17 protein-coding genes and 1 pseudogene are annotated in these 26,176 nt (G+C 39.8%); 2 read left to right on the top strand and 16 right to left on the bottom strand.

The window, feature by feature from the left end:
* Positions 1–32 precede the first annotated feature (32 nt).
* Positions 33–1,145 carry a DegT/DnrJ/EryC1/StrS family aminotransferase gene (locus tag AR328_RS03870; protein WP_066290264.1) on the bottom strand — a complete coding sequence of 371 codons (1,113 nt, stop codon included), beginning with the start codon at positions 1,143–1,145 and terminating at the stop codon, positions 33–35.
* Between the two features lie 149 nt (positions 1,146–1,294).
* On the bottom strand, positions 1,295–2,353 hold the full coding sequence (locus AR328_RS03865) for a glycosyltransferase family 4 protein (protein ID WP_066290261.1): 1,059 nt from the start codon (positions 2,351–2,353) through the stop codon (positions 1,295–1,297).
* A gap of 379 nt (positions 2,354–2,732) precedes the next feature.
* Between AR328_RS03865 and secA2 the strand changes: the two genes are divergently transcribed.
* Both secA2 and AR328_RS03855 read left to right on the top strand, forming a co-directional pair.
* Entirely contained in the window at positions 2,733–5,087 is a 2,355-nt protein-coding gene (secA2, locus tag AR328_RS03860; RefSeq protein WP_066290258.1) for an accessory Sec system translocase SecA2, read from the top strand.
* Between the two features lie 83 nt (positions 5,088–5,170).
* Positions 5,171–6,013 (top strand): accessory Sec system S-layer assembly protein, encoded by an 843-nt coding sequence (locus AR328_RS03855; RefSeq protein ID WP_066290252.1) that lies wholly within the window; start codon positions 5,171–5,173, stop codon positions 6,011–6,013.
* A 173-nt stretch (positions 6,014–6,186) separates the two neighbouring features.
* Here AR328_RS03855 and AR328_RS03850 read toward each other — a convergent pair whose 3' ends face one another.
* From AR328_RS03850 to AR328_RS03800, 14 genes and pseudogenes are all read right to left on the bottom strand, one after another.
* Positions 6,187–6,918: a C40 family peptidase gene (locus tag AR328_RS03850; RefSeq protein ID WP_066290247.1), complete on the bottom strand. Its 732-nt coding sequence runs from the start codon at positions 6,916–6,918 to the stop codon at positions 6,187–6,189.
* A gap of 360 nt (positions 6,919–7,278) precedes the next feature.
* Positions 7,279–7,686 (bottom strand): hypothetical protein, encoded by a 408-nt coding sequence (locus tag AR328_RS03845; RefSeq protein WP_066290244.1) that lies wholly within the window; start codon positions 7,684–7,686, stop codon positions 7,279–7,281.
* A 374-nt stretch (positions 7,687–8,060) separates the two neighbouring features.
* Positions 8,061–10,538 carry a phosphodiester glycosidase family protein gene (locus AR328_RS03840; protein WP_082677117.1) on the bottom strand — a complete coding sequence of 826 codons (2,478 nt, stop codon included), beginning with the start codon at positions 10,536–10,538 and terminating at the stop codon, positions 8,061–8,063.
* 320 nt (positions 10,539–10,858) lie between these two features.
* The gene (locus AR328_RS23375) at positions 10,859–11,455 is read right to left on the bottom strand and encodes an anthrax toxin lethal factor-related metalloendopeptidase (protein WP_331457157.1); all 597 of its coding nucleotides are present in this window, start codon (positions 11,453–11,455) and stop codon (positions 10,859–10,861) included.
* Positions 11,435–11,713, bottom strand: a pseudogene (locus AR328_RS22965) (bifunctional 2',3'-cyclic-nucleotide 2'-phosphodiesterase/3'-nucleotidase); the annotation flags it as partial. The pseudogene AR328_RS22965 and the gene AR328_RS23375, both read right to left, overlap by 21 nt.
* A 553-nt stretch (positions 11,714–12,266) precedes the next feature.
* Entirely contained in the window at positions 12,267–15,728 is a 3,462-nt protein-coding gene (locus AR328_RS03830) for a S8 family peptidase (protein ID WP_066290239.1), read from the bottom strand.
* Positions 15,729–15,829: 101 nt separating this feature from the next.
* Complete coding sequence (locus AR328_RS03825) at positions 15,830–17,026, bottom strand: efflux RND transporter periplasmic adaptor subunit (RefSeq protein WP_066290223.1); 1,197 nt, start codon at positions 17,024–17,026, stop codon at positions 15,830–15,832.
* A gap of 16 nt (positions 17,027–17,042) precedes the next feature.
* Positions 17,043–17,696, bottom strand: coding sequence for a hypothetical protein (locus tag AR328_RS03820; RefSeq protein ID WP_066290218.1), 654 nt, complete (start codon positions 17,694–17,696; stop codon positions 17,043–17,045).
* A 259-nt stretch (positions 17,697–17,955) separates the two neighbouring features.
* Positions 17,956–18,087: a hypothetical protein gene (locus AR328_RS23250; protein ID WP_269433500.1), complete on the bottom strand. Its 132-nt coding sequence runs from the start codon at positions 18,085–18,087 to the stop codon at positions 17,956–17,958.
* A 41-nt stretch (positions 18,088–18,128) separates the two neighbouring features.
* Positions 18,129–19,268 carry a glucosaminidase domain-containing protein gene (locus tag AR328_RS03815; RefSeq protein WP_066290213.1) on the bottom strand — a complete coding sequence of 380 codons (1,140 nt, stop codon included), beginning with the start codon at positions 19,266–19,268 and terminating at the stop codon, positions 18,129–18,131.
* Between the two features lie 174 nt (positions 19,269–19,442).
* Positions 19,443–21,296, bottom strand: a complete 1,854-nt coding sequence (locus AR328_RS03810; protein ID WP_066290210.1) for a bifunctional metallophosphatase/5'-nucleotidase — start codon at positions 21,294–21,296, stop codon at positions 19,443–19,445.
* A 347-nt stretch (positions 21,297–21,643) separates the two neighbouring features.
* On the bottom strand, positions 21,644–21,790 hold the full coding sequence (locus tag AR328_RS22465) for a hypothetical protein (protein WP_156422640.1): 147 nt from the start codon (positions 21,788–21,790) through the stop codon (positions 21,644–21,646).
* Between the two features lie 44 nt (positions 21,791–21,834).
* Positions 21,835–23,454, bottom strand: a complete 1,620-nt coding sequence (locus tag AR328_RS03805; RefSeq protein WP_066290207.1) for a right-handed parallel beta-helix repeat-containing protein — start codon at positions 23,452–23,454, stop codon at positions 21,835–21,837.
* A gap of 371 nt (positions 23,455–23,825) precedes the next feature.
* On the bottom strand, positions 23,826–25,736 hold the full coding sequence (locus tag AR328_RS03800) for an N-acetylmuramoyl-L-alanine amidase (protein ID WP_066290205.1): 1,911 nt from the start codon (positions 25,734–25,736) through the stop codon (positions 23,826–23,828).
* Between the last annotated feature and the right edge of the window lie 440 nt (positions 25,737–26,176).

The raw sequence follows: 26,176 nt of genomic DNA, 5'->3' as shown, positions 1-26,176 counted from the left end.
CCCCCTATTCGGCGACGTTTCATTCGGTTTTTTTATTTGTTGTAAAACTCCTTAATTTTAGCTACAACATATTCCTGCTGCTCCTGTTTAAGTTCTGGGAACATTGGAAGCGATAATGCCTCTTTTGCAGCCTTTTCAGATTCAGGAAGGTCTCCCTCTTGGTAACCCAAATCTTTAAATACAGGCTGAACATGTAGCGGAAGCGGGTAGTAAATCATCGTTTGTACGCCTTGGTCTTTTAAAAACGCTTGAAGTTCATCACGCTTTTCTACACGGATCGTATACTGATGGAAAACATGATAATTTCCTTCTTTTACGACTGGAGTTTTTACAAGATCACCTAATTGCTCATTAAGAAGCTGAGTGTAGACAGCCGCTTTTTCTCTTCTAAGCTCGCTCCATTTATTTAAATGAGGAAACTTCACGTTTAGGACAGCCGCTTGAAGCTCATCTAGACGGCTATTGTAACCTAATACATGATGATAATATTTCGGTTTGCTTCCGTGCACACGGATCACGCGGCAATTTTCAGCTACTTGATCGTCATTTGTCACGATCATTCCTGCATCTCCGTAAGCACCAAGGTTTTTCGTCGGGAAGAAGCTGTATGTCGCAGCAGTTCCTAATTCACCGACCGTCTTTCCATTTTGTTTCGCGCCAATCGCTTGGGCAGCATCTTCGATAATAGCCAAATTATGCTTGTCTGCAATTTTGCGAAGTGCTTCCATATCTGCCATTTGTCCATATAAATGAACAGGAATAATTGCTTTTGTCTTTTCAGTAATAGCCTGCTCTACTTTCACAGGATCGATATTAAAAGTAACCGGGTCAATATCTACATATACAGGTGTTGCACCTGCACGAACAATCGCACCGCCTGTTGCAAAGAATGTGAATGGCGTAGTGATGACTTCATCCCCAGACTTAATACCTGCAGCCTGAAGTGCAATATGTATCGCATCACTGCCATTTCCACAGCCAATCCCATGACTGACATGACTAAATTCAGCTACATCAGCCTCAAGCTTTTTAACGTTATCACCCAAAATAAATCGGGAAGAACTCATAACCTCGTCTAAGGCTGCTAACATTTCTTCTTTTAACCCTTGATACTGCTCACTTAAATCTAACATTGGAATGTTCATACTCATTTCCTCCAACTTTCTAGATGAAATACTAAATTATATTATCACATAACAGACGACAATCAGACAAATTTCGTTACTGTTTTTTGACATTTTTCGATATTTCTTTTCAAAAAAAGCCGTTTGCGGGCGTCCACAAACGGCCTATCCTATTGTCGGCCAGTAACTTTACGATATATTTTAATAACTGGCTGATACTTTTCATGCACTAAACCAATCGCTTCAGCCAGCAGTTCAAAAATGAGCAGAAGGCCGAAGATGAGGAAAATACTAACCCAAAGTGTTGCTGTTGAGAATAGTATGGCACTTACGCTGAAAACAATTCCGAAACCGTAAATGCATAAGACAGTTTTTCTATGAGATAACCCTAATGCAAGCAGACGATGGTGCAAATGTGATTTGTCAGGAGCCGAAATCGGCTTTTTATTGACAATCCTTCTAATGATTGCATAAGTTGTATCGAAAACAGGAACACCTAATATGATGATCGGAACAATAAAGCTAAATAACGTAACACTTTTGTATAGTCCAAGCAAAGAAAGGACCGAAATCGAATAGCCCAAGAATAAGGCCCCCGTATCTCCCATGAAGATCTTTGCCGGATGAAAGTTATGGAACAAGAAGCCAATTGTGCTTCCCAATAAGATAAGCGATAACATTAAGATTAGCGGTTTCCCTGCAATTCCAGCCAGTAAAGCAATTGTCCCAATAACAATGGCTGAAATACCGGCAGAAAGACCGTCAAGCCCATCAATTAAATTAATTGCATTCGTGATAGCCACAATCCAGAAAACTGTCATTGGATAGGTCCATAATCCAAGATCATACGTACCGACAAACGGAATCGTTAAATGATCAATATTTAATCCGCTTCCTACAACGGCACCAGCAGCAAGAAGCTGGCCAAGAAGCTTATACTTTGCTGATAATTCATATTTATCATCAAGAATGCCGGTAATCACAATAATAATGGCACCGACTGTAATTCCGGTAATTTTTTCATTGTAAAGTCCACCGACAAAATAGCCTGCAATTACCCCGCCAAATATGGCCAAACCGCCAAGCCTAGGCATAATCTTTGAATGCACTTTCCTTTTGTTCGGTTTGTCAATTGCGCCAATCTTAATGGCTAATTTAATGACAAGGGGCGTTATCAGTAAGGATGTAACTATAGCCGCTAGAAAGGCAGCGATAAATTTTATCTCCAATAGTATCACCTTGTATTCGTAGTAATCCTGCTAGAGGCAAGTATAATCCCTCGAAAAAGCAAGTTTTATTCATATCAATTCAGATTAATCCTAACATATATACAAAAGAATTCAATTAATTTCATTTTTACAAATATTACAGATTAGCAACATTTGATAACTTTATTATATTATCACCTCATTTATTAAAAAGTCTTTATAACATTTCGCCCTAAATTGGGATTATCCTCTAAAATTGACGAATATTCTCGAAAAAGGTTTCAAATAATAGAGAATAATAGATTCTGTAAAAAATTAACTGCCGTTTTTCGACCAAAATATATTATACTACATTATATGTTATAATTTAGCTAGAAAAAAAGTTTTAGGAGAGAACAACATGCTATCTTTAATGAAGCGAGTATTTAATGAAGATTCTGCCGAACTAAAACGTCTATATAAACATGTTGCAAATATAAATGAATTAGAGGCAAATGTCTCAAAACTCAGTGATGAAGAATTAAAAGAAGCGACGCAATATTTTAAAGAGAAAATTGCGTCAGGCGTTTCGATCTTCAATTTAAAAGAAGAAGCCTTTGCCATTGTCCGTGAAGCTTCCAAACGGGTTCTCGGACTTCGCCATTATGATGTGCAATTACTTGGAGGCCTTGTCCTCTTAGATGGCGGCATTGCTCAAATGGCAACAGGGGAAGGAAAGACACTTGTCGCCACACTTTCAAGTTACTTAAAAGCACTTGAAGGAAAAGGCGTTCATGTGATTACCGCTAATGAATATTTAGCCACTCGTGACTTTGAGCAAATGGGAAAAGTCTTTCAATTCCTTGGATTAACGGTTGGCTTAAATATTTCCCAAATATCAGAATCAGAGAAGAAAGAAGCCTATAGCGCAGATATTACATACGGGACAGGCACGGAGTTCGGATTTGATTATTTAAGGGACAACATGGTTACACGCGTTGAAGATCAAGTGCAGCGGCCATTATATTATGCCATTGTCGATGAAATCGATAGTATTTTAATAGATGAGGCTAGAACGCCATTAATTATTGCTAGTAAATCTGATATTGCTACCGAACTCTTTCAAATTACATCTGAGATTGTAAGAGATTTTGAAGATAGCAATCACTATGAATTTTACCCTGAAACGAAGCAAATCGTATTGGCTGATAATGGAGCGAATGTATTCGAAGAGGCTTTTGGAATCGAGAACCTTTATGATGCTGAGCACCGCGAGCTGCTCCATAACATCATGCAGTCATTAAGAGCTCATGTCGTCATGCGCAAAGACGTTGATTATATTGTAAAAAAAGATGAAGTGATGCTTGTTGATCAATACACAGGCAGAATTATGGAAGGCCGGACATTCAGTGATGGACTTCATCAGGCAATCGAAGCAAAAGAAGGCGTAACGATTAAGGAAGAAAATCAAACACAAGCTTCGATTACCGTTCAAAATTACTTTAGAATGTACACAACCCTTTCTGGCATGACCGGCAGCGCCCTTCCTGCGAAGCAAGAGTTCTGGGAAACGTATAACTTAAGGGTTGTCGCGGTTCCAACGAATCAACCGAATGCTCGCCAAGATGAAGAACCATTAGTCTATAATGATTATGAATCGAAAGTGAAGAAGATTGTCGAGGAAGTTAGCAAGCATAATAAATTGGGACGCCCAGTCTTAATTGGAACGTCGTCGATTGAACAATCTGAGCGTTTATCTTCCTATTTAAAGAAGGCCGATATTAAGCATAAAATATTGAATGCCAAAACCGAAGAAGACGAAGCCCTTATTATTTCTCAAGCCGGACAAAAGAATAAAGTGATGCTTTCCACGAATATGGCTGGACGCGGAACCGATATTACTCTTGGAGAAGGGGTACGGGAATTAGGCGGTCTTCAAATTATCGGAACGGAGCTGCATGAAAGTGCACGGATTGATATGCAGCTAAGAGGACGTGCGGGCCGTCAAGGGGATCCGGGCTCCACTCAATTTATTATTTCTATCGAAGATGATATTTTCCATAGCTATGATAAAGAGGAAATGGATAGATGGAAGAAAAAAATGAAGTACGATGAAAATGGTCTTATCCAGTCTCCGAATCCTGTTAAATTCGTTAAGAAGGTACAGGAAACAGTGGAAGGCGCTCATTTCTCATCCAGAAATCATTTATTGAAGCTCGACGATATTGTTGATGAACAAAGAAAAATTATTTACAAGAGGCGCAATGATTTACTCACCATTCCTAATTTCAATGAGTTGCTGAAGGAATCGCTAAACAATCATGTACAGAAGCTCCTCGAAAAATATTGTCCAGACGATGTATTAGAGGAAGATTGGCCAACTGAAAGTCTTTATGAGGAGCTGACACTTGTTTTCGGAACCCCTCCTTTCCCGGCTTCTGAAATAAAAGGCGCTGAAAAGCAAATCATCCAAGGCAAAGTAGACGAGCTAATTAAAAATCAGCTAGAATTATTAGATAAGCTTGAGGCAAACGAAGATTTCCAAGTGCAAATCAAGAATATGTACTTGCAGACTTTAGATCACTCGTGGATTGTCCATATGGAATTGCTGTTCCACATGAGAGAGGATTTTGGCGTTCGCGGCTATGGACAGGAAGATCCTTACCGATTATATGCAGGTGAGGCATACGAAGAATTCCTGCACTTCATGTCAGAATTGGATGCCCAAATTGCTAAGCAGGCAAAATTATATATTCAACATTTTTTAGCCCAGTAAATACTGTATTTTAGCGGTGACCTCATGAGGGGCCACCGCGGAATTTATTTTACACAAATACTTTTTAAAAAGGTGGCTTTTTAATGGTAAAGGAAAATAAGACGGCAGAAGGTATTAAAACGAAGCTATCCTACCACCCTGATTGGGATTTAACCGTTCAAGAGAAATATGTATTTCAATATAATCACCAAAAGCTTCCGCGCCTTCAGCCGAACCAGCTATCTGTGAGCGGTATCAATCTATATGAATATGATGATGGCTTTGTGGTGACAGCTTTCTTAAGCAGCTCACTGCCACAAGCAATTTCTTTTGAAGTGATTGACCTTGTACTCGTCAATGAAGAGAATGAACCACTAGCGAGAAAAGGCTTTGAAATGGATCTATTCGGGGATCTCCCTCCAAACACAAGCAGACCATGGAGATTCCTATTTGAGAATGATAATAAATTAGTAGATGAAATTCCGAAAAAAGGCTGGAGACTCGTTTTTGAATTAAAGAAAAAACAAGTAAACGAGCTCACTCTTGATTTAGAAGATAGCTGGAAAGAATCCTTAAGCGACGAGCAAAAATCAAAGCTTGAAGAGATTAGCAAAAACCTCCCGCCGCTTCGGGACGGAGAAGTTAATTTCATGGGGTTAGAGGCTAATATTGTTGAAGGAAAAGGGTTAGCTGTCACATTACTCATTCGCAATGCCAGCAACCGCAGCATTTTCATTGAAAACATCCCTCTTGCATTCGAGGATGCCTCTCAGGAAGTAGTAGCACAAGCAGGCTTCCAGTTAGATAATCTTGAAGTAAAGAGCCAAACTTGCAAGCCTTGGACATTTGTTTTTCCAGAGTCCTCTATTACGAAGGAAAACTTGGATTTATCCAAATGGAAGGCGTATGTTCCACAATCAGCAAAAGTCGATGTGAAGCAATCATAAGGGATGATAATATCCGCCAATTTCTAAAGCGCCATGCGAGTGGCGCTTTTTTCTTTCGATCTGTTGACTCTAAAAACCGTCATTTGCGCGCAAGTTTTCGTAACGAAACCCTTACACAGTATCTCTAAAATTTAAAAGAGGTCTGAAGCAGCTTAGCTTCAGACCTCTCATTTTTATTTACTAGCATCAAGTGCATGGTATTCAATATGTGTTTTCATATCTGTAATAAAGGTTCCACCTAGGCCGTATTGTCCGCCATGGTTGGAATCATATGTATATACTCGGAACTTGTCCCCTGGTTGCAGCACACGGACCATTTCCAATTTATTATTGCTGTCGCGCTTCCAAAGATTAATCGGCTTCTTAATTTCAACAACTCCGATTTGGTTTTCCTTTAGATCAAGACCCATGAACTTTCCATCTGCCGGTGGAGCTGGCGGAGACTCAAGCTCTACGAATCTTTTCGCTCCTGCATATCTATTCTTCCAATAACTCTCAGTGCTTAAATTGCTAATTTTGATACCTCTTGTTGAATCTGCATGAATAAACTGGTTATCACCAATATAGATGCCTGAATGTGAGACACGATTACCAACTGTAATAAAGAAAACCGCATCCCCAGGAACTAGGTCTGCCTTATCTACAGGTTTCCCAGCATGATATTGATCAGTTGAGATTCTTGGCAAATTTACGCCAAAGTGGCTGTACACATAGGATAAAAATCCGGAGCAATCAAAACCGCTTGTAGATTCCCCTCCATATACATAAGGAATTCCTATTAAATTTCTGCTATATTCTATTAAATTTGTATTTGTAGTTTGTTCAGCTGCACTCGCTTGACTAACCCCGAAAAAGGTAGGAAATAGCAATGAGGCTGTGATGATGACTTTCGCTAATTTTTTCATGTTGGCCCCCTGAAATTAAGAAAAATGTCATTTCTTATCGGTTACTACTATGATTTTACATTATTTTCTGTCACTTTTACGTTTCAATTCTATTAAATATTACTTGTTATATTACAATTACGTTACAAAAGAGACTATTTTACTAGAATTAGAGGAGGAAGAAATAAACATGTAAAGAATAGGCAAAGTCATGCGGGTACAAGCTTATAAGCGAAATTGAAGTTGGGAGGAACAAAAGTTGTAAATAGGAAGATAGTTGCAAAACAGGGGAATCCTGCTTATTCGACAGGAAAATGAGGTTGACAGTTTTTAAAAAAAATCCTGACAAAATCAGGAAAACCTTCTTGATCACAAGAAGGTTTAGGAAAAGTCCGGCCAATTTTTTTGAAATTGGTCTCCTTTAATTTTTACAAGTGTTTTATATCGGAAAGGCATTAAATCGCTTGCATCTTTATTAATAAACTCTAGAGCGAGCTCTAAAGGAATGAGATGAAATTGATCCTCTACTTCAGAAAGAAAGAAAGCGTCCTTGATTTTTCCGCTTTTCTTCGTGTCAATCAGTAAAAAAGCTGGATAATAGCTGCCATCATTAGCTTCGAGAATTGCCTTTGCCGTTACAAACCCTTTCGGCTCTTGCTCAATATCATCATTTGCTGTTTTATCTAAAGTTTTCTGAGCCCAGCCTTGTCGCTTATATCCCCCAATAATTTTCGGAGGATCCTTTTCAAACTGTTTTCTAATTTGATCGTAATCAGAACTAAATGACATTCTTTTCCCTCCAACGAAAAGGGTCTTTAAAGATTTTCCTTAAACTAGGAACCAAAATTAAGATTGCATGTACTAGCGTATCATATCATAAATGACAAATCAAACAGATGTCTATAACAAATTTTAGCACAGACAGAATTTTATCACTCTCAAATACATTTATATCTAGTATGTTTCCCTATTAAACCGCTTTAATTACTATTATTTTTTCTTTGTAAAAACTAAATTGTCGGGTTTCAGCAGAACTTGTCTTTGATGTACGAAGTAGTCACCAGAAGCCAACGACATTTTGAGAGCAGACGCTTTTTATTAAATAAAAGGGGCTTTTCTCTGCAATAACATTGAACAGAGAAATTCGCCCCTTTTAAAAATAATTACTTGTAAACAGCTTGAATCTGATCAATATAAATGATTCCACTATTTTTATTAGCGTCATCTACTTCCATATAACGGACTGGTACATCTATGATTAGCGGTGTTTTCACACCTTGTGGAACAACTGCCTCCACATACTTCCAGCCTGTCCAATCTAAATTCTTCGTGAAATCAAGTTGAATTTCTTTATTATCCGCATCCTTCAGCTGCATTCTTAACCAATGTCCTTGGCCATCTCCGTACACCCACATCCCTATTTTCTTAGGGGAGCCTTTAATGGCAAGCGGTTTGACTGCATCAACATAAGCACCAGAAGTACCTGCTGTTCCTGAAAAATCATAGCTTAGCTTGATTGAATTTTTACCAGTTTTGATAATAGACGATTCATTTTCAATTTTTACGTTATTGTATCTGGCACCTGATGCCTTGTAATTAGCGATGCCGCCCTCGAATCCTTCAAGCAGGATCGGTTCAGGTGTTCCAACTGTAACATTCACCTTTGCGGAAACAGATCCGTGCGTGATCGTAATCGTGCCTGTGCCATCTGCCGCACCTGCTTTAAATTCACCTTTATTATTAATGGTGCCAATATTTGGTGTGACACTCCATTTAAATAAAGTCGGATCAGTTATAACTGTTTTTCCTTTATAAATTCCCTTTGGCTGGATCGTATATACATTATTTTTCTCAACGATAATGTCCTTTTCATCAACATGTATACTTTCCAGAGTATTGATTATATTAAGCTTAACCTTGCTGCTGATATTGCCAGCTGAAACAGCAATTTCACTTTGAGTTAGAGATGTTCCTACAGTATAGCTTCCGTCCGCATTTTTCTTTAATGCTGGTGAAGAGAACGCGACCGGCTGCGTGACAGGAACCGCGTTATAGTACTGATCCATTCCTTTTACGGTAATGCCTAAGTCTTTGTATGTAGCCCCTGCAAAAAGCGTAACATCAGCTGGGTTAACGATTAGCTGGTGAAGCGGACCTTTTAACCATTGGCTAATAAAAAGAAGTGCATTTGAAACCGAACGTGGTGATCCATCCGAAGGCTTGTTGACAATAGAAACTTTGTCATCCCCATGGTCCCTTGTTACTAGGGTAGATGAGCCGCCCCCATCAAAAGTAAATGCATGAATAGCGCCAAGATCCTTCATGACAGATGCCATTTCCTGTAAAGTCAGACCTACACTTTGCGTGCTGCGTCCATCCACTACAGCTGTAACGATTCCACCATCTGCTTTAATACCGATTGCGGATCTAGGATGAACTCCAGGAACATCTTGAGGAACGATTGCACCATTTTTAACGAGATGATAACGACCGCTAATCGCCTCTGTTACGTCATTCCATTCACTTGGAGAAAATTGAGCCCTAACCTCGACTTTGTCTCCTTCAACGACAGTTTGTAAAAAGTCGCTGGCAAAATGATGCCCGGATAAAACAAATTCGCCGTCATTCAATGATTCATTTCCAATTTTACTTGCAACCTTTGACACCGTACCTGTTAAAACGCTATGCCCGTTCAGCTGCCCAGTGTCAATTTTCACAACAACCTCAGTGCCAAGCTCATTCGTTCGTGTCGTGCTAGCGTAAGAAGGTGTGTAGAGTACAAGATGATTCGCTGCTCTTGTTCGGTTTACAGAATTAATTTTATATGGCTCTTGTCCATTTATTTGGACTGAAAGTGAAAGCTCTGGACTGCCGATGAGCGGTTTCCCTGTGCTCGTTAATCCAAAAACAGCTAACTGATTAATAGGTGTTTGGCTTGTTGAAACGATATTTCCTTTTTGAATCATCAGGTCAATCGGATGGCCGTTTTTATCAAAATAGTCTCCGTTGATGCCTGCAACAACTTGCTTATCCCCTGTTTGAGCCTTGTTTGCTTGACTCGCTACGGTTTCAAATCCAAATATTTGCCCATTGGCCAATGCTGTTTCCAAGCTGATCTTATCAGTTTTCCCATCATACTCAACGGTATAAATTTTCTGTTTCCCGCGGTTACTGTCGACTGAAAGCTGTGTTTCCGTTACCCCAGGAGCAATTTTCTTCGATTTCTGCTCGGTTACGGCTCCGATCGAAAGCTTCCCGATGGGCTTAGTTGGAGTAGTTCCGCTGCCATATGCTGCTTCAAGTTCAGCAAGCTTTTTCTTAGATGGGGTACGATAATCCACATAGCCTGCTATTTTCGTAATATAATAGCCGCCGCCAAGTCCGTACTGACCGCCATGAAGATTGTCATAACGATAGACTCGATACTGTTCGCCAGGCTTTAAAACACGAGTAAAAACTAGTTTGTTTCCATCTCTTTTCCAAAGGTTAATCGGCTTGAGTACCTTAATTTTACCCACTTGCCCTTTAACCATGAGCAGGCCGTCCCAATATACCTTAGGCTCACTTGCCTGAGCCGGAGATTGAAGTCCAAAAATCAATGCTGCCACAACTGCTAAATGAATAATCCACTTTTTCCCCATTTTTCCTCTCCTTCATTATACTATTCTATTATTATATGACATTTTCCCAAAAATATGGACAATTAACTACATAAAACGACTATTGGACTATGATATTTCCTAACTATTGATTAGACTTATGCAAAGTTTCTAGTTCATTTGCACGTTAATTTTTGTTTTTGCACGATTTTCGGTTTATTTGCACGATAATTTAGTTTTTTGCACGATATTCGGGTTTTTTGCACGATAATTAGTTTTTTGCACGATTTTCGGGTTTTTTTGCACGATAATCCGGATTTATCCCACAATAAAAAATCCCCTCATATTTCGAGGGGAGTACGCTATTTAATATTTTCTATAAGTTTATAAGTTTTCGGTGCAAGGGTTTGCAATCTTTTTCTTGCCTCTTTGTCGCGGTAATACATGGCGAAGCATTCTGCGAAATACTCTTCTGGATATAGAGTAAAATATTCTTCATTTGGGAATAGGCTTTTCTTTTCTAAATTCCAAACGGCACTAAATCCGGCTGAAGAAGATAAATGATTTTTTAGCAGATTATCAATGGTGTGGGCTAGCTCATGTAACTCAAGATTAACAGAGCCATGTCCGTTCCCTTTTTCACTATATCCAATTCTAACGACAACCGTTTTATTTCCGCCAATGCCAGGAACATCATCCCAAGTCTTATTCAAATTCTCCCAACCTCGTGGAATGACTCCTTTTAAGAATGCATATTCTTTTGTTTCTGTTATGGGTCCGTTTACGAGCAGAATGCGAATATTTTGCTGAATCAGCTGAACCAATACTGACTCAGGCAGAGCTTGCAAGCGTCCATTTATTTGGTTAACAGCAATTGAGTCATAAGAATCCTGCGGTAAAACAAGCAGCGTTTCGACTAAGCATTGTTGATTGCATTCCAGCAGTTTTCTTTTTGACAAAGAGGGAGTTTCATAGATCACATGATCAGATACTTTAGTTATATAGTAATCTCCGCCTACTCCATACTGACCGCCATAGAGATCATCCATTCGATAAACCCGGTAGACTTCCCCTTGCTGAAGAATTCTGTCAAATTGCAAGCCGTTCTCCGTTCTTTTCCATAGATTAATGGGCTTCATTACAGTAACACGGCCAATTTGCCCTTTTTTCAGCTCCACCCCATCCCAGTATACGGTTGCAGCCTGTGATTTCTCAGGGCTTATTGAAATAAATAGAATAATAGCAGCAAATATAAATAAAAGCCTTCTCACAAACATCCCCCCTACTAGCCTTATTTTAACTTAAATGAAGGTGCGGTCATAGCCATTTTGGATTTGTTGGAAAAATCTTCGTCAATTGCGGTGATTAGGCAGCGAATCCTTGCAGTCAATTGACCAGATCCAGTGTTTTACCGGCAAAATCACGCAATTTATCGGCAAAAAACATAGCTTCATTAATTTGTCAGCCAATTTTAGTAGTTTGTCAGCCAGATCATGCTATTTGTCAGCCAATTCTAGTAGTTTATCAGCCAAATTGTGCGGTTTGTCAGCCAATCACCCTTTCACAAGCACCTCCTTCAATTTATCGCTCAATTCGAGACGTTTGTCAGCCAATCACCTTTTCACAAGCATCTTTTTCAATTGATCGGCCAATTCGATCAGTCAAATCACATTGTTTATCAGCCAATTCACATTTCGAGGCACTACCTCCACCAAAATACCAATAAAATTAAAGCCAGCCCACTATCCAAAATGAGCTGGCCCTGATTACTTATTTATAAACATTCAAAGTATATGGAGTTAACGTAGCATTGCCGTGCAGGTCACGAACCTTGATGTGGTAGGTGCCTTTCGTTAAGTTGAAGTTAAGAACTTCATTATCCCCTTCAGGATAGTAATCGGCAGTGGCTACGAGCTTGCCATCTTTATATAGAGAGATGACGCCATCAATCTCGATGCCGGATTGAAGCTCAATTTTACCTTTAGCCGCTTTGTCGAGCTTGAGTACGTACCAGTCTTCATCCCCGTAAGGGACGCCTGCATTTAAATGGCCAACCGCTTGCAGATGCTTGGCAGATACGGTTTTCAGGGCAATCGGCTTCGATGGGATGTTGTTTTTAACAACGGAGCCTTTGTCCTCGTCATTTTTGTTTACAGGATTGATGGATAACACGTACGGGAGAAGCGAAAAGCTATTCGGCCATTCGAAATAGGCAGATAATGAGAAAATATAGTTTTTGCCTTTTTCTGTTTTGAAAGAACCAAAGGTTTTACCGGACATGGCTCCTTTTTCTAAGTATTGAGCCGTTCTCATTTCTTCTTCATCCAGCTTGCGGTTTTTGTTCGTATCCTCGTAAACCACAAACATTCCATAGAAAGGACTGAGCAGTTCTTTCGGATATTGAGCCTTGAACTGATCGCTGACCTGCTTTCTTTCCAATGTCATGCCATAAATTTCGTCGTGCTTGCTTTCAAAATAGAAATTATCCTGGTCATATGGCATGGAGAAGTTGCCTTCAATTACATTCGCCGGGAGGTTCTTTACTTCTTCCATTTTGTCGTTATCCTCATATTTATCCTGAGGATTTTTCACAATCAGCTTAGATGTAAACTTATATGGATCAAAAGAAATGGCCCCATTAAAGTAGTTTGTATTTGCTTTAATATAGTACGTTTCATTCTTTTTGAATCCAGCGAATAAACGGCTTTCTAAGCTGCCTGTCATCCAGAAGGAATATTCATTTGATGCAATCTGTTCCATGTAGGAGAACTCTTTTCCATCACGATCTTTTTCCGTTCTTACTTGGTAGATTCCAAACATCGGTACAGTTGCATTGTTCTTCTCTAAAGTAAATTCGTAAATGCCGTTTTCCTCTGGTGTGACGCTGAACCAGTCCTCATCCTCTAATGTTTGCAAATAGCCTGTCGCTTCATCATTGATTTGATAAGGCAGCGCGCCATCCTTAATCATTTGAACATAGTCAAATTCTTCTGCTGGCTGTTCCATTAAAAGAAGTTCTCGCTGTTTCTCAATCGAGCTTCCTTCATCCATGACAGGAATCATTGGCAAAGAATCTTCGTCTGGCGGAAGGACTTTTCCTTGTACCTTCAACTCATATGGAATGGCTGATGATTCAGGCGTTTGCTTTTCCCCAATCATCCCCCAGTTCATGAAAAAGTCGTAAATCCCAAAGTAGTTGCTGCCTTTATTGGAAACTTTGATGGAATAATCCATTCCCGGCTGTGCCAAAAACGATAAGGTTTCGCCTTCGCTCTTCCCTTTATTATTGGCATAGAAGTTCGGATCACGCTCGTCCTCCTTAAAAACAGGAAGCTCGAATTCGCCTTCCATTCCTCCTTCTTCAGGAGATGGCATTTTGAAAGTCTCGTAAACACTTAAACTCGTATCAACGCCTGGTATTCCTGACAAATCAATTTTAATCACCTGCTCTTCTTCAACAGAGAAATTAAAGTAATCATTGTCCCCTTCTTCACCAATTAATGTATACTTTTCTTTTGAAGAATTGTATGGCAGCTCGATTTTAATTGGTTCATCGAAAGTAGATTCATCTGCTGGAAGGACTGTGTGCTTTTTAACGGAAAGTGTGTATTTGGATTGCTGATTTTTGGAATCATCATAGCTTCCATTGACATCCTTCACACCGAATGAAAGGGTTCCCGTATAAGGAACTTTATACAATTTCCCTTCTGTCTTTCCATCCATCACGTCGTTCACTTCGAGCTTATCTTTGCCCTCCTGAGATTGGAGGTTCAGCATTAATTTGTAATCAAATTGTGTAGAGCCTTCTAGAGAAAATTGGATGTAATCTCCTTTTTTCACTTCTGCCGAATACCACTTTTCTTCGAATGGCTTGGTAATCGCTCCCTTGATCTCGCTTGTTTTCGCTAAATCAACAGGGGCTGAATTTTCAGCAATTTCCTTATCCGTCCAAGGCTTGCTCGTAAAGGAAGGAAGCTTCTTAATATCAAAGTTGAGAGCAGCGACAGGATTGACAAGTCCATTCCCGTATTTAATATCAAATCCAGGGTCACCAAGATCCTGTGCGGTATGTTCTAAAATATATTCCACCTGTGACGGTGTTAAGTTTTGATGCTTGGATAAAAGCAGTGAAGCTGCTCCAGCCACCATCGGAGTAGCCATCGATGTACCACTCATTTTACGGAAGCTTGATAATTTCTCAGGTTCATAGATAGGAGCGTATACTTCATCACCAGGTGCAACAATATCTACAGACGGGCCATAGCTCGAAAAGCTTGAGAGTTTCTTAGATTTATCGACTGAACCGACACTAATAACGCCTTCGTATGCTGCAGGATAACTAACCATCGTATCCCCTGTATTGCCGGCAGCAGCGACAATCGTTATATTTTTCTCTAAAGCCTTTTTGATCGCTTCTTCAATTAATGGCGATTTCATCGGTCCGCCTAAGCTCATGTTAATTACTTTCACGTTCTTTTCTACCGCATGCAAAATCCCTTGTGCGATCGAATAGTCATAGGCTCCCCAGCTGCGGTCAAATACATCAATCGGAAGAATCTTTACATTTGGATTGACCCCAAAGCCGCCAATGCCATTATCTTTATTACCTGCAATAATCCCTGCCACATGCGTTCCATGGAAATCGGGCGAGCCTTGATTCATTGGGTTTACTGCATTATAACTTGGGAGCAACTTTCCTTTTAACTCCGGATGCTGCATGTCCACACCTTGATCAATGACGGCGACCGTTACCGTATTCTTGCCAACTAGCTTATGGGCTTGATTGAGGTTAAGCAAGTTGATATGATATTGCTCGTTCACCTTCGGATCAGGCACGCCTAATGGCTTGTACATCGCACTTGGATTAACTGAATTCACATGGTTTAGGCCTTTGTACTTTTGCATAACCTTTTGAACGTCTTTTTTATTCTTTACCTTGACAACGGCATAATTTAAGGCTGGTATATTCGTAACAAGCGTACCGCCTGCCATTCTATGCTCTGCAGGTGTCAAAGGCTTCGTATATTTAATAATGAAAGTATCTTCACTCAAAGCCTTTTCCTTATACTGGTCTAGCTTGCTCTGAAGCTGAGGATTGCTCACTTCAATGGCTGACACATTCTGTAATTGTTTAGGAGACTCCGCCGATGCTGTCATGGAAAGTCCTAGATTACTAGAAAACAAACCAAGCCCTACAGTAACTGTAAACGCATTTTTAACCCATTTCTTCATATAATCCCCCTTCTCTTTTATAACCCTATAGTACATATATCTGTAAAAAAATAGCAAGAATTACCATGACCAAACTTTTTATGAAATTCGACAACTTCCTTCTATCTTATTAAAATCCCTTTTATGATATGTTTAAAAATATGTTTTTTTCTCATTTGCTTGATTTCAGATTGATCTATGTTTGATAGATTCAGAGGGGTAATAATTTTCGTGCCTTCACCTTTATTTATAGTAGGATTATTTACAACGAGCTCTCCCTTATCAACACCGGATTGGACCTGCAATTTATTGCCTGATATGATTCCAGTTTTGATTTCTCGTTTTTCTAGGGTTCCGCCTGAAGTAATGATCCAGACAAAGGACTTCTTCTTTTGCTTGATGATACTCTGCTTTGGAACCAGGATTGCCCCATTTACTTCTTTTGTAATTAATGTGACCTCGACAAGGGATCCTTGGAGCAGGTCAGAGGCCTCTTCATCCAACTGAACGGAAAATGGGTATAGACTTTCCTTTTCTGATGGGGCGGGATCTGGTAGTTTGCTGGCTTTCGTTAGCGTCCCTTTTCCATTTATCTGTTTTGAAGAAATAGTCGCTGGAATCCCAGTTTCTACCTTAAGCCTTTCATCCTCATTTAATTTTCCTTCAATCGTTGGGATAGATGAACTAATCGTGATCAGCGGATTATGCAATCCCACATTGATTTCTTTGATCATCCCTTCAAACTCACTGACAACCGTCCTATTCCCTTCACTCGCTTGAATGGTCTGCAGTTCCTGCTCATGCTTATCAGCTGTCTGCCTTAACAGGTCGGCCTGCAATTCTTTTTCAAGAATATCCTGCTCGACACTATGTAAAATGGAAAGCCCGACAGCCTTTTCTTCCTCATCAAAATATAAGGAATCCTTGTAATAGCGGAGCTCACTAATATGTCTGTCTAAAACATCGATTTGATTGTCAATTTTGGCTTTCTCCGCTTCAATCCTCGCCATATCCGCATCTAAATCAGCAGAAATATACTCGTATAACGGGGTGCCAACTTCAACCGTTTCTCCTTTCTTTACGAAAAACTGCTTAAATACTCCCATTTTTTGATCGTAAAAATAATGATAGTCTTCCAGAGGAGCGACAATTCCTTTTTTATGCAGAGTTTCCTTGATGTCTTTTTCTTCTGCCGCTGAATAGCTTTTTATAAAGGCAGAGCGTTCAATTTTCGAATCATCTTTTACTATTAAAAATAAATTACCCGCGACAAATAGGAAAACAGCTGCTGCTAAAATCCACTTGACCCGTTTCTTCACTCGTATCACCCCCGCCTTAAATGAACTTCTCAATTGCAAGATAGGATAACAAGGCAGACACAAGCCAAATGACAAGGTGAGCGAGAATGATCGTTAACAAAACTGTCTTCGGGCTTCTTTCACTCAACCCTTTTAACGCGTTGTATTGGAAAAAAATCACACAAACTGTAAATAACGAAAGATGGGAGAAGAAATAAACTAATATACTGCTCGATGTTAGGTAGGCAGCCAGAACCCCCAAGGAAAAAGGTGAGGCCTCCGGACCAATGCCAAGCCAAATATGGAACGGCAGTAATATCGCTTTTTCCAATAATAGAATACAAAGGACAAATTGCTGAACGGTGACGATTTTCTTGTAAGACATATCGAGAATGGCCCAAAGGATCACGGAAAATCCAAAAAGGACTAGCATGGAATAGATCATTCCCCATATTAGACGTCCGACTATGGCAAAAAGTTTCTCAATTTCAAATTCTTTCCTGCCTATTTCTTTTGTCAGGAATTCCATCCCGATTCCGAAATAGCCGCTAAGCGTAAACAGAATCATGCTGATCACGATTAGCCATACCGCCTTTTTCCATAACCCTCTTATCAGTTCTGCCTTCATGATTTGATAGGAGAATGTGTTTGGGGCCAGAAGTCCCTTCAATAGATGCACATAATAAACCATGGGCGTACCTCCAAATGTTATCTACCTATCATTCTAGCTCACCGGAAGAAATTATTCCCCTAATAACCCCATAGTTTGAAATAATTGGGTATATAATCATAGGGCTGTTACTTATGGTATATTTTTTAAAAAATGAATGGGGGATTGCGGTCGACAATATTATTTTGTTAGGGAATTTTGGTGGTTTGTTAGCTAAATCGAGCACTTTCTCAGCGAATTTGAGTGGTTTTCGAATGATTTCCCAGCTAAATTTAAGTAGTTAAAAGGACTTTTCAACTTTGTCAGCCAATTCATACCCGTTGTCAGCCAATTCCGGCGGTTTGTCAGCCAATTCATGCACTTTGTCAGCCAATTTCAGAGGTTTGTCAGCCAATCCCATATTTTGCACCAAAAAATAAACCACTGGCAAAAAGCCCAGTGGTCTCCAATGAATCAATGATTCGTATAATTTTGTTTTTGCTTATCATAGTTTACAAAGTAACCGCCGCCTAGATCCAACTTATTATCTTGAATCGCATAGACTCTAAATACTTGACCCTTCTTCAGCGTTCTCGCTACGCTTCCATTGGAATCGTAGAGCCCGCTATCGGCGGTGATTTGAATCGTTCCTTTATAAAAAGAAACCCCGGCATTCCTTTGAATATAGTAGCCCCCGCCAACATAATAAGCATTGTTATCAAAGCTAAACACTTTAATGAGCTCACCTGGAATTAATTTTCGATGAACTTTTCCATCTGGACGGTACAAATTAATATCCTTATTTTTAATATGCAATCTTCCAATATAGACACTCATTTTACTGCTGTTGGCGGGAATATAATAATTTCCGCCCAAATTATAGTTGTTTCCTATTGTGCCAAACACTTTATAGGAGTACCCTTTTTTCAGCGTCTTAGAAACTGATCCATCAGGACTGATGAGCGGCATATCTGCTTTCAAATAGACGGCAGCAGCTGGGAGCTTGGATGTCCATTGACTGCCTACATTTGGAATTTCCAAGTTAATGCTCTTCATCTCTGAAAAAATAGCAAGAATCCGCTCGCCGTATTGATCTCCCGGCACGGCCCAGCGATTATTCAAATCTGTCCAGTAAGGAGCAATCCCCCGCTTTACATAATCAAAGCGCGGATCGTTTTTTTCTGTCACGAGAGGTTCGTTGTTTGCATAGGCTTTCAAATGCTGAATCTGCGCTCTTACCCCTTCCTCAGGCGTGTTGAAATAAGCCCCTTGTGCACCGCCTCCAACAGCCCCAATCCCGGAGTAGTTATTCTGCTCAGGCAGAACATCTTTCCCATATTGGAAGTAGCCTGTTTCTAGAATGGCTTGGGCAAAAGCAATGTCCCCGCGAATCCCCTCTTGACGGCCTAAAGATAGATATAAATCTGCTAATCTATAAATATCAACAGTCGTTAATTTAGGTTCAGGATATTTTAATAGGACAAAATCGCCCATTTGTTTCGCGGTTAAAATGGAGCTGCCGCTAATCGATACCTTTTCTTCAGAAGCTTGTACCGGAGCATATGAGACGAAGCTAAACAGTAAAACAAACAGCAAAACATAAACTTTTTTCATCACTTTCTCCCTTAAAAACTTTTTTTCATTTCGTAGTTACTATTTTACACGTTTGACAGGGGCAGTAAAAGGAATTCAAATAATTGGAGTTTCCATCTTCACTTGGAAAACTGCAAAATTAACAAACTACTTTAAAAAGCAAAAAGCAGAGAGCTCTCTGCTTTTTACTTAACCTTACTTATTCAATTCCGCCAATTTCTTCTTAGAAGGTGTTTCATATTTTACAAACCCTTCCATCTTCGTTACATAATGTCCGCCGCCAACTCCGTACTGGCCGAAGTGCTGGCTGTCAAAGCTGTAAACTCGGTATTTTTCACCTGGGTTTAAGACACGAACAAAAGTAAGCTTGTTGTTTGCATCTTTTTTCCATAGATTGATAGGCTTTTCAATGATCACACGGCCAATTTGACCCTTTTTCATTAACAGGCCATCCCAGTAAACTTTTGGAGCCGGTTTTGTTTCTTCTTTTGGTTCTTCTTTTTCAACTGGCTTTGCCACAATGCGGGCTTCGTATTTCGTGTTAACCGTACCAAGCTTTTGGATATAAGCAATGAGTGCCTCATCTAAAGCAGGGAATTCATTTTCGATTGGGCTGTCTTTGAATGAAGTATACTCATCCCCGCCTGCAGCCATGAAATCGTTAGTTGCCACAACATATTGTTTATTCATATCAACAGGCTGTCCATTAATTTTCATAGAATGAATACGCTCGCCCACTTTTTGTGCTGTGTCAATGGCAAATGTCAGACCGCTAATATGCGGGAAAGCACCTTTTGATTCTGGATACGAATCGACTGCATTTTCAAGACTGGATTTAATTTGCGCCCCAGTTAACTTCTTCGTCACGATGTAGTTTCCGAACGGCAAAACTGTCACGACTTCCCCTTTCGTAATATCTCCTTCATCGATCGATGCACGGATCCCGCCGCCGTTTGTAATCGCTACATCTGCACCGGTCATATCGACCATCGCATCTGTAATCATGTTACCGAGGTTCGTTCCGCCTGTACGAACTTGTTCACGTTCGCCATCAAGCTTCACTGCCGTTTTTCCGATTACCTCTGATAAAATTTCTTCTTGAGCCGTTTGAATATCTTTAATCACCTTTTCCACTTCAGGATCTGGTTTTACGTCAGCTGTTTCTTCTTTTTTGATTAATTTCGCTTTTTTGCCAGTTAATTTCTTGCCTTCAAATGTTAACTCTACAACACCAAGATTTTTCGTATATTCGCCTGAGCTTACAATTAACGTATCATTTTCACCTTGCAATCCCTCTACTAGAGTAGAGTGGCTGTGACCATCTACAATCAAGTCGATTCCAGGTGCGCCTTTTGCTACTTTAATAGAAGTATCCGTACTGGACTCATCAATCCCTAAGTGAGTCACAGCAATAATCATGTCAACATTTAGACCTTTTAATTCTTTTACCATTGCCTGTGCTTCAACAACTGGATCAGTAAAAGTTAAACCCTCAACATTTTTCGGGTGAGTTTTATAATGTGTTTCTGGAGTGGATAAGCCAAAAATCCCAAGTTTAAGGCCGTCAACTTCCTTAATTACATAAGGTTTTAACAGCAATGTGCCATCCGCTTTACGAACGTTCGCACTTAAAACAGGGAAAACTACTTTCTTTTCTAACTCTAGCAGTCTCTCATATCCATAGTTGAAATCATGGTTACCTGCAGCCATGCCATCATAGCCAACTTTGTTCATCACTTCCGCAATGCTTTCCCCTTTGCTAAGTGTGGCAAAAGTTGTCCCGTGTAATGTATCACCAGCATCTAATAAAAGAGTGTTTGGATTTTCACTTTCAAATTGCTTAACCAAAGTCGAAATCTTTGCAAACCCCATTCCATCACTGCTGCTTTCCACTACGCGGCCATGTGAATCATTCGTATGCAAAATCGTAATTTTCTTTGTGTCCGCACTCGCAGTTCCTTCCGCATTAACGAGAAACTGTCCTCCAAACCCAGACCAAACTACTAACGATGAAACGAATACAGCAAAACCCTTTTTCAACCTTTGCATGGCTAGCCTCCTATTAGTTTTTACTACTTCGATAGTATTATATATGATTATTATTGATTTATGGTAAACCATTTGTAAAATTAGTATTTTCCTCCTAGAAATCTATTTAATTAAACGATTGATTAATTTTAATTAAACGATTGATTAATGAAAAATTTCCCACCTTCTTAATTTCGATTTCAGCATTTAACTTACATTTTGTCGGCTAGACCCATTCCAATATTCGCGAATTCTAGTGATTTATCAGCTAATTGGGTAGTTTCTCGTCAATTGTTTTGGTTTGCTAGCTTATTTGTAGGAATTCGCCCGATATTTTTGGCAATTTATAGTCGATTTGTTTCGATCTATCATCCTATATCTATTTTATCAGCCAATTTCGATAGTTTGTCAGCCAATTCAGGCTGTTTGTCAGCCAATTTAATCACTTTGTCAGCCAAATAAAAAAAGCCTACCAATCCGCAGTAGACTGATAGACTAAAATCCTGCTTCAACACCTATTCAATTTTCCGCTGTTCATCCTTATTTTTAAAATATGCTTTTATAAAATATTTCCTTTATCTCCACCACTAGATATATTACCCGCTTTATATCCGGAAGTTTGAGCAATTGCAATGGGAGTACCAGCAGAACCCATGCTCACGATATTACCAATGAAATTCACTATTCCGTTGTTAACAGAATAAAGACCAATATTGGAATTAGAATGTTCTAATTTAATAATATTCCCATTCACTTGTCCATCCTCAACATTTGAAACTTGAATACCACGCTGCAAGGCGGGAGCACCTATAGCATCAATCGTGTTATTAAAAATATTTAAAGAGTATGATTTTTGAGAAGAAGTAGAGGAACCAACTCTAATACCGTAAAAACTTGTATTTACCGTTCTTGGATCCACACCAATAATTTGATTTCCGGTAATCGTTAAACCATCAAATACTTCAGCATCAATAATCGAATCAGTTGCTCCGCAATTTTTCACTAAGTTATCAGAAATAATAGCATGTAGTTGAATTTTTTCACGGGAATAACCGGATCTATACCCGCCAACCATGATAGCTCCCAAACCCGTTCCATTCGCACTGCAGTTTGTGATCTTGTTTCCTTTAATAATAATATCTTGACTTTGTTGTAAATCATGACTCCATTTAGCAAAAATTCCACAAGCATACGAATTTTCAATCATATTGTCTGCAAATATCATGCCAATTCCAGTGTGACTATCAATGCCTTTTCTTTTGTTATCCCTAAAAATTGAACCCTGGACAATCATATTTTTCGCCTCACTCCAATTCGTTCCCCTCAATGTAACGCCATAACCCGGGTCAATAAATTTATGTGAGATTTGAGAATCAGGATGTCCAGCTCTTTCACTTATACAATTCGTAATTTGAACTCCGTCTACTGCTAAGGCATGTATGTTCGCTCCATAGTTATCATGAACATAGCAATTTTGAATAAGAATATTTTTAGAATCGTTATATCTTAAGTCCATTGGAACAAAGTTGCCGTTATGACCGATACCAATCCCAACATAATTAAAACCATGAACGTCCAGATTAAAAAGTTTAATGTTTTCAGAGCCATTATGAATTAAAATACCATAGGAGACGTTTCCTATAAATCCACCGTTTCCAAATAATCCCCACGGTCGTCCATTATTGATTGATGCGTGAGTTGATTTTTTTGACGTATCTAGGCTGTTATTTTTATAATACCCCCAAAAGCCAGAAGTGTAGTATCCGCCATTTGCCGTACCTTTTTCCCCATATCCGGTGTACCCAACAGAAGTTGTGTCAATTGCCGGAAACTCCCCATAGCCTGCTATTTCCAATCCTTCAACTATAATGTTAGATGATAATTGGATTTCAAGAATCCCCTGTGCATGCTGATCAACCCACAGTTTTGCCCCATAGCCAACTATTCGAACATTTTTCTTGTTTCTTAACAATAAGCATGGCTGGTCATTATTTGGGAAACCTGTCAAGTTCGTATTTTTACTGACTTTATAAGTGCCTGGATCGATTATGATTGTTCCACCATCAGCTACACGATCAAATGCTTCTTGCAATTTCAGTGTTAAATCATCGGTTCCATTTGCTGGAGACTTTGTATTAATAACCTTTGTTGAACCATTTGAGGTATACCGTATCGACATCACAACCACTCCACATCATTAATATCACGATCAAAAGTAATAGAAGAATCTTTTTAACAAGTCTGACTTGCTCCTAAGTTTACTATAACAGTTTATTATAATTTTCTGTTAACGATAATGCAGGTACCCTTGTCTTAAATTAAGATTTACGAGTTGAAAGAACCGCATTGAATTTGGAGTACATATTTTTTCCTTTGTCGTCATTGCCTGATAACATACAAAAAACATTCATGAACGTCTGCTCCCGAAATGTCGTTGGCTTCATTTCTCTCCGCTGAAGATTACTCCGTACATCAAGGACAGAATCCAACAACTATTTTGTTTTAAAATAGAAAAATGCCCCAAAGTTTCCTCTGGGACATCCTCCAATCCTATTTACGAACTACATCCACATCACTCTTCTTCACAAATCCTAAACGATGATTAAAGTAGATTTGATAATACTCATCCTGACCTTTTACGACTTGGTTTGTGGAAGGATCATTAAAGATTTTCGCATGGTAATAATCTGATTGAATCGGTCCTGTTGCGACATAGGTTTGGCCTTTTGGCATTTGATAGAGTGGTTCTGCTACTCCCCTTGCCGAGGCTGCAATTCCTGTCCCATCATAGGCAGCTTGTTCCGGGTAGGCAGCACCGTAGACTGGAATGGAATCTAGCCCTTCTTTTGGGGAAATAAGAATTCCGTCTCCTGGAACGGTATATTTATTATTTGGATTATAGAACCAAGCCTTTTTTCCGCCATAGTCGATGGCTGTCCAATCACCTTGCTGATCCACTTGATAGTAGCTTTGTCCGATGGCGGCCTTGTTGCCCCAATCATTCAGATTGGTCGTTCCTTTTCCTCCGCTTTTGTGAAAATGCGGATCACTGATTAGTGGGGCCTCAAAGCTCGGTTCCGTGTATAAATGTATGAGACTGGAAGACTGAGGCTCCAGCAGCTGATTGGCGTATGTGAAGGACGGTTTATTTGTGTTGTAATTAGGCTTGATTGTCACAATTCCGCTCTTCTTATCCCCTTTGCTCGGGTTAATCGGTTCGCCGAGGAGATTAAAGAAATGGGACCAATCCCAATAGGCGCCTGGATCCCAATGCATCAGTCCTTGTCTAGCCGGAGTTAACCCAGGAATTTCATCATGGCCGATAATATGCTGTCTGTCGATTGGAATATCAAATCTTTCCGCCAAGTATTTTACTAGTTTGGCAGAGGAGCGATACATTTGTTCAGAGTACCAATCGGTTCCCTTGGCGGCAAATCCTTCATGCTCAAAGCCAATGGAATGCATATTGAAGTACCAATTCCCCGCATGCCAAGGAACATCTTCAGGTCTAACCATCTGTGTGATTTTTCCAGTATCGGAATCCAGGATGTAATGGGCGCTAACAGACGATCTATTTCTAAAATGGTTAATCGCAGATTGTGCACTGCCTTCAATATCGTGAATAATAATATAGCGGATGTCGAGACCATCGTGTGGACGATTGGCAATGTCATAGTTGCCGTAATTGGTAGGGCTGCTGGAGAATTGTTCGTATAAAGCCGGGATGAAAGAGCACTCTAGTCCATTTGGACAGTCCGTACCAGTGAATTTTGCATTGCGTAGAGGGATGGAGTCTGCTGTCGATTTATTAGGTGTGACTGCTTCAGCCTTCATACTAACTTTTTGACCAGTGATTGTTGTTCTTTCGGCACCCTGTTGAATGGTGGCATACACGTCATCAGCAAATTCTTTGGCAACGGCGTCGAATTCGGAACCGCTGTATTTCACGATGGCTCCATACCAATCTTCGGGATTGCTTGGAATATCTCCCGCTGTTTCACGTGCGTATTCGGCAAGTAAGGCTGCACCGCCGCGGATGTTTTGTTCAGGATCATCCTTTAATGTTTCTGGGTCAATTCCTATTAAATTTGCTGCTTGGTCCAGTGTGTTGATGACGGAATTATCCACACTTTGGGCTTCAACATCCTCACCCTTTCCGTGAGCAAACTCTCCCCCATCAATCTGAACAAGGTTCATTACCCCATAACCGCCAACCTCGCTATGTCCTTTGTGATAATCCCACCGAGACTGATTGTAGGCAACTGCCATCAAAACATTTTGCGGAACTTTAAATTCCTCCGCCGCTTTCTCGAACGCCTGCTGCAAATCTTCTGAATTTCTGGTACTTTCAGCCGCTGCATATTCGTTGGCCGCCGGCATGAACCCAGAGGGTATAGCCAGGCTAGTTGCTAAAGCCACTGTCAAAAGCGATGCGGAAACCTTACGCATAGAAAACCCCATACAACTTCCTCCTTTTTATTAAAAAATATAAGGAAGGAATTCCAGCTTAAAAGATGTTTCCCTGCACGAATTGGAAAAATGATCCAAAGTACATAAGGGGTTTTTCTTTGCCTAGGTAGATGGTGGGAAATGTGAGCAGACCTATAGTCATGTGTGAATATTAGCGGAGTTTGCAGAATGTCGGGATTTCATAGATTCAAGTCCAAATAAACCACTTTGATAGACAGGTTTTTCTGCTTTCATAGATTCCTGTCCAAATAAACCAATTTAATGGACAGGTTTCTCCATTTTCATAGATTCCTGTCCGATAAAGTCAATTTAATGGACAGGTTTCTCCACTTTCAGATTATGTCCATATAATTGTGTAAAAAGAAAAGGAGTCATTTTATTCCTTCTTGTCTACAATGTTTAACAGCGACGATAAACAAGGAAGAGAGGAA

It is taken from the genome of Bacillus sp. FJAT-29937 (assembly GCF_001509555.1).
Classification (GTDB): Bacteria; Bacillota; Bacilli; order Bacillales; family Cytobacillaceae; genus Cytobacillus.
Note: the sequence above shows the minus strand (reverse complement) of the source record. Positions and strands in the feature narration are given on the sequence as shown.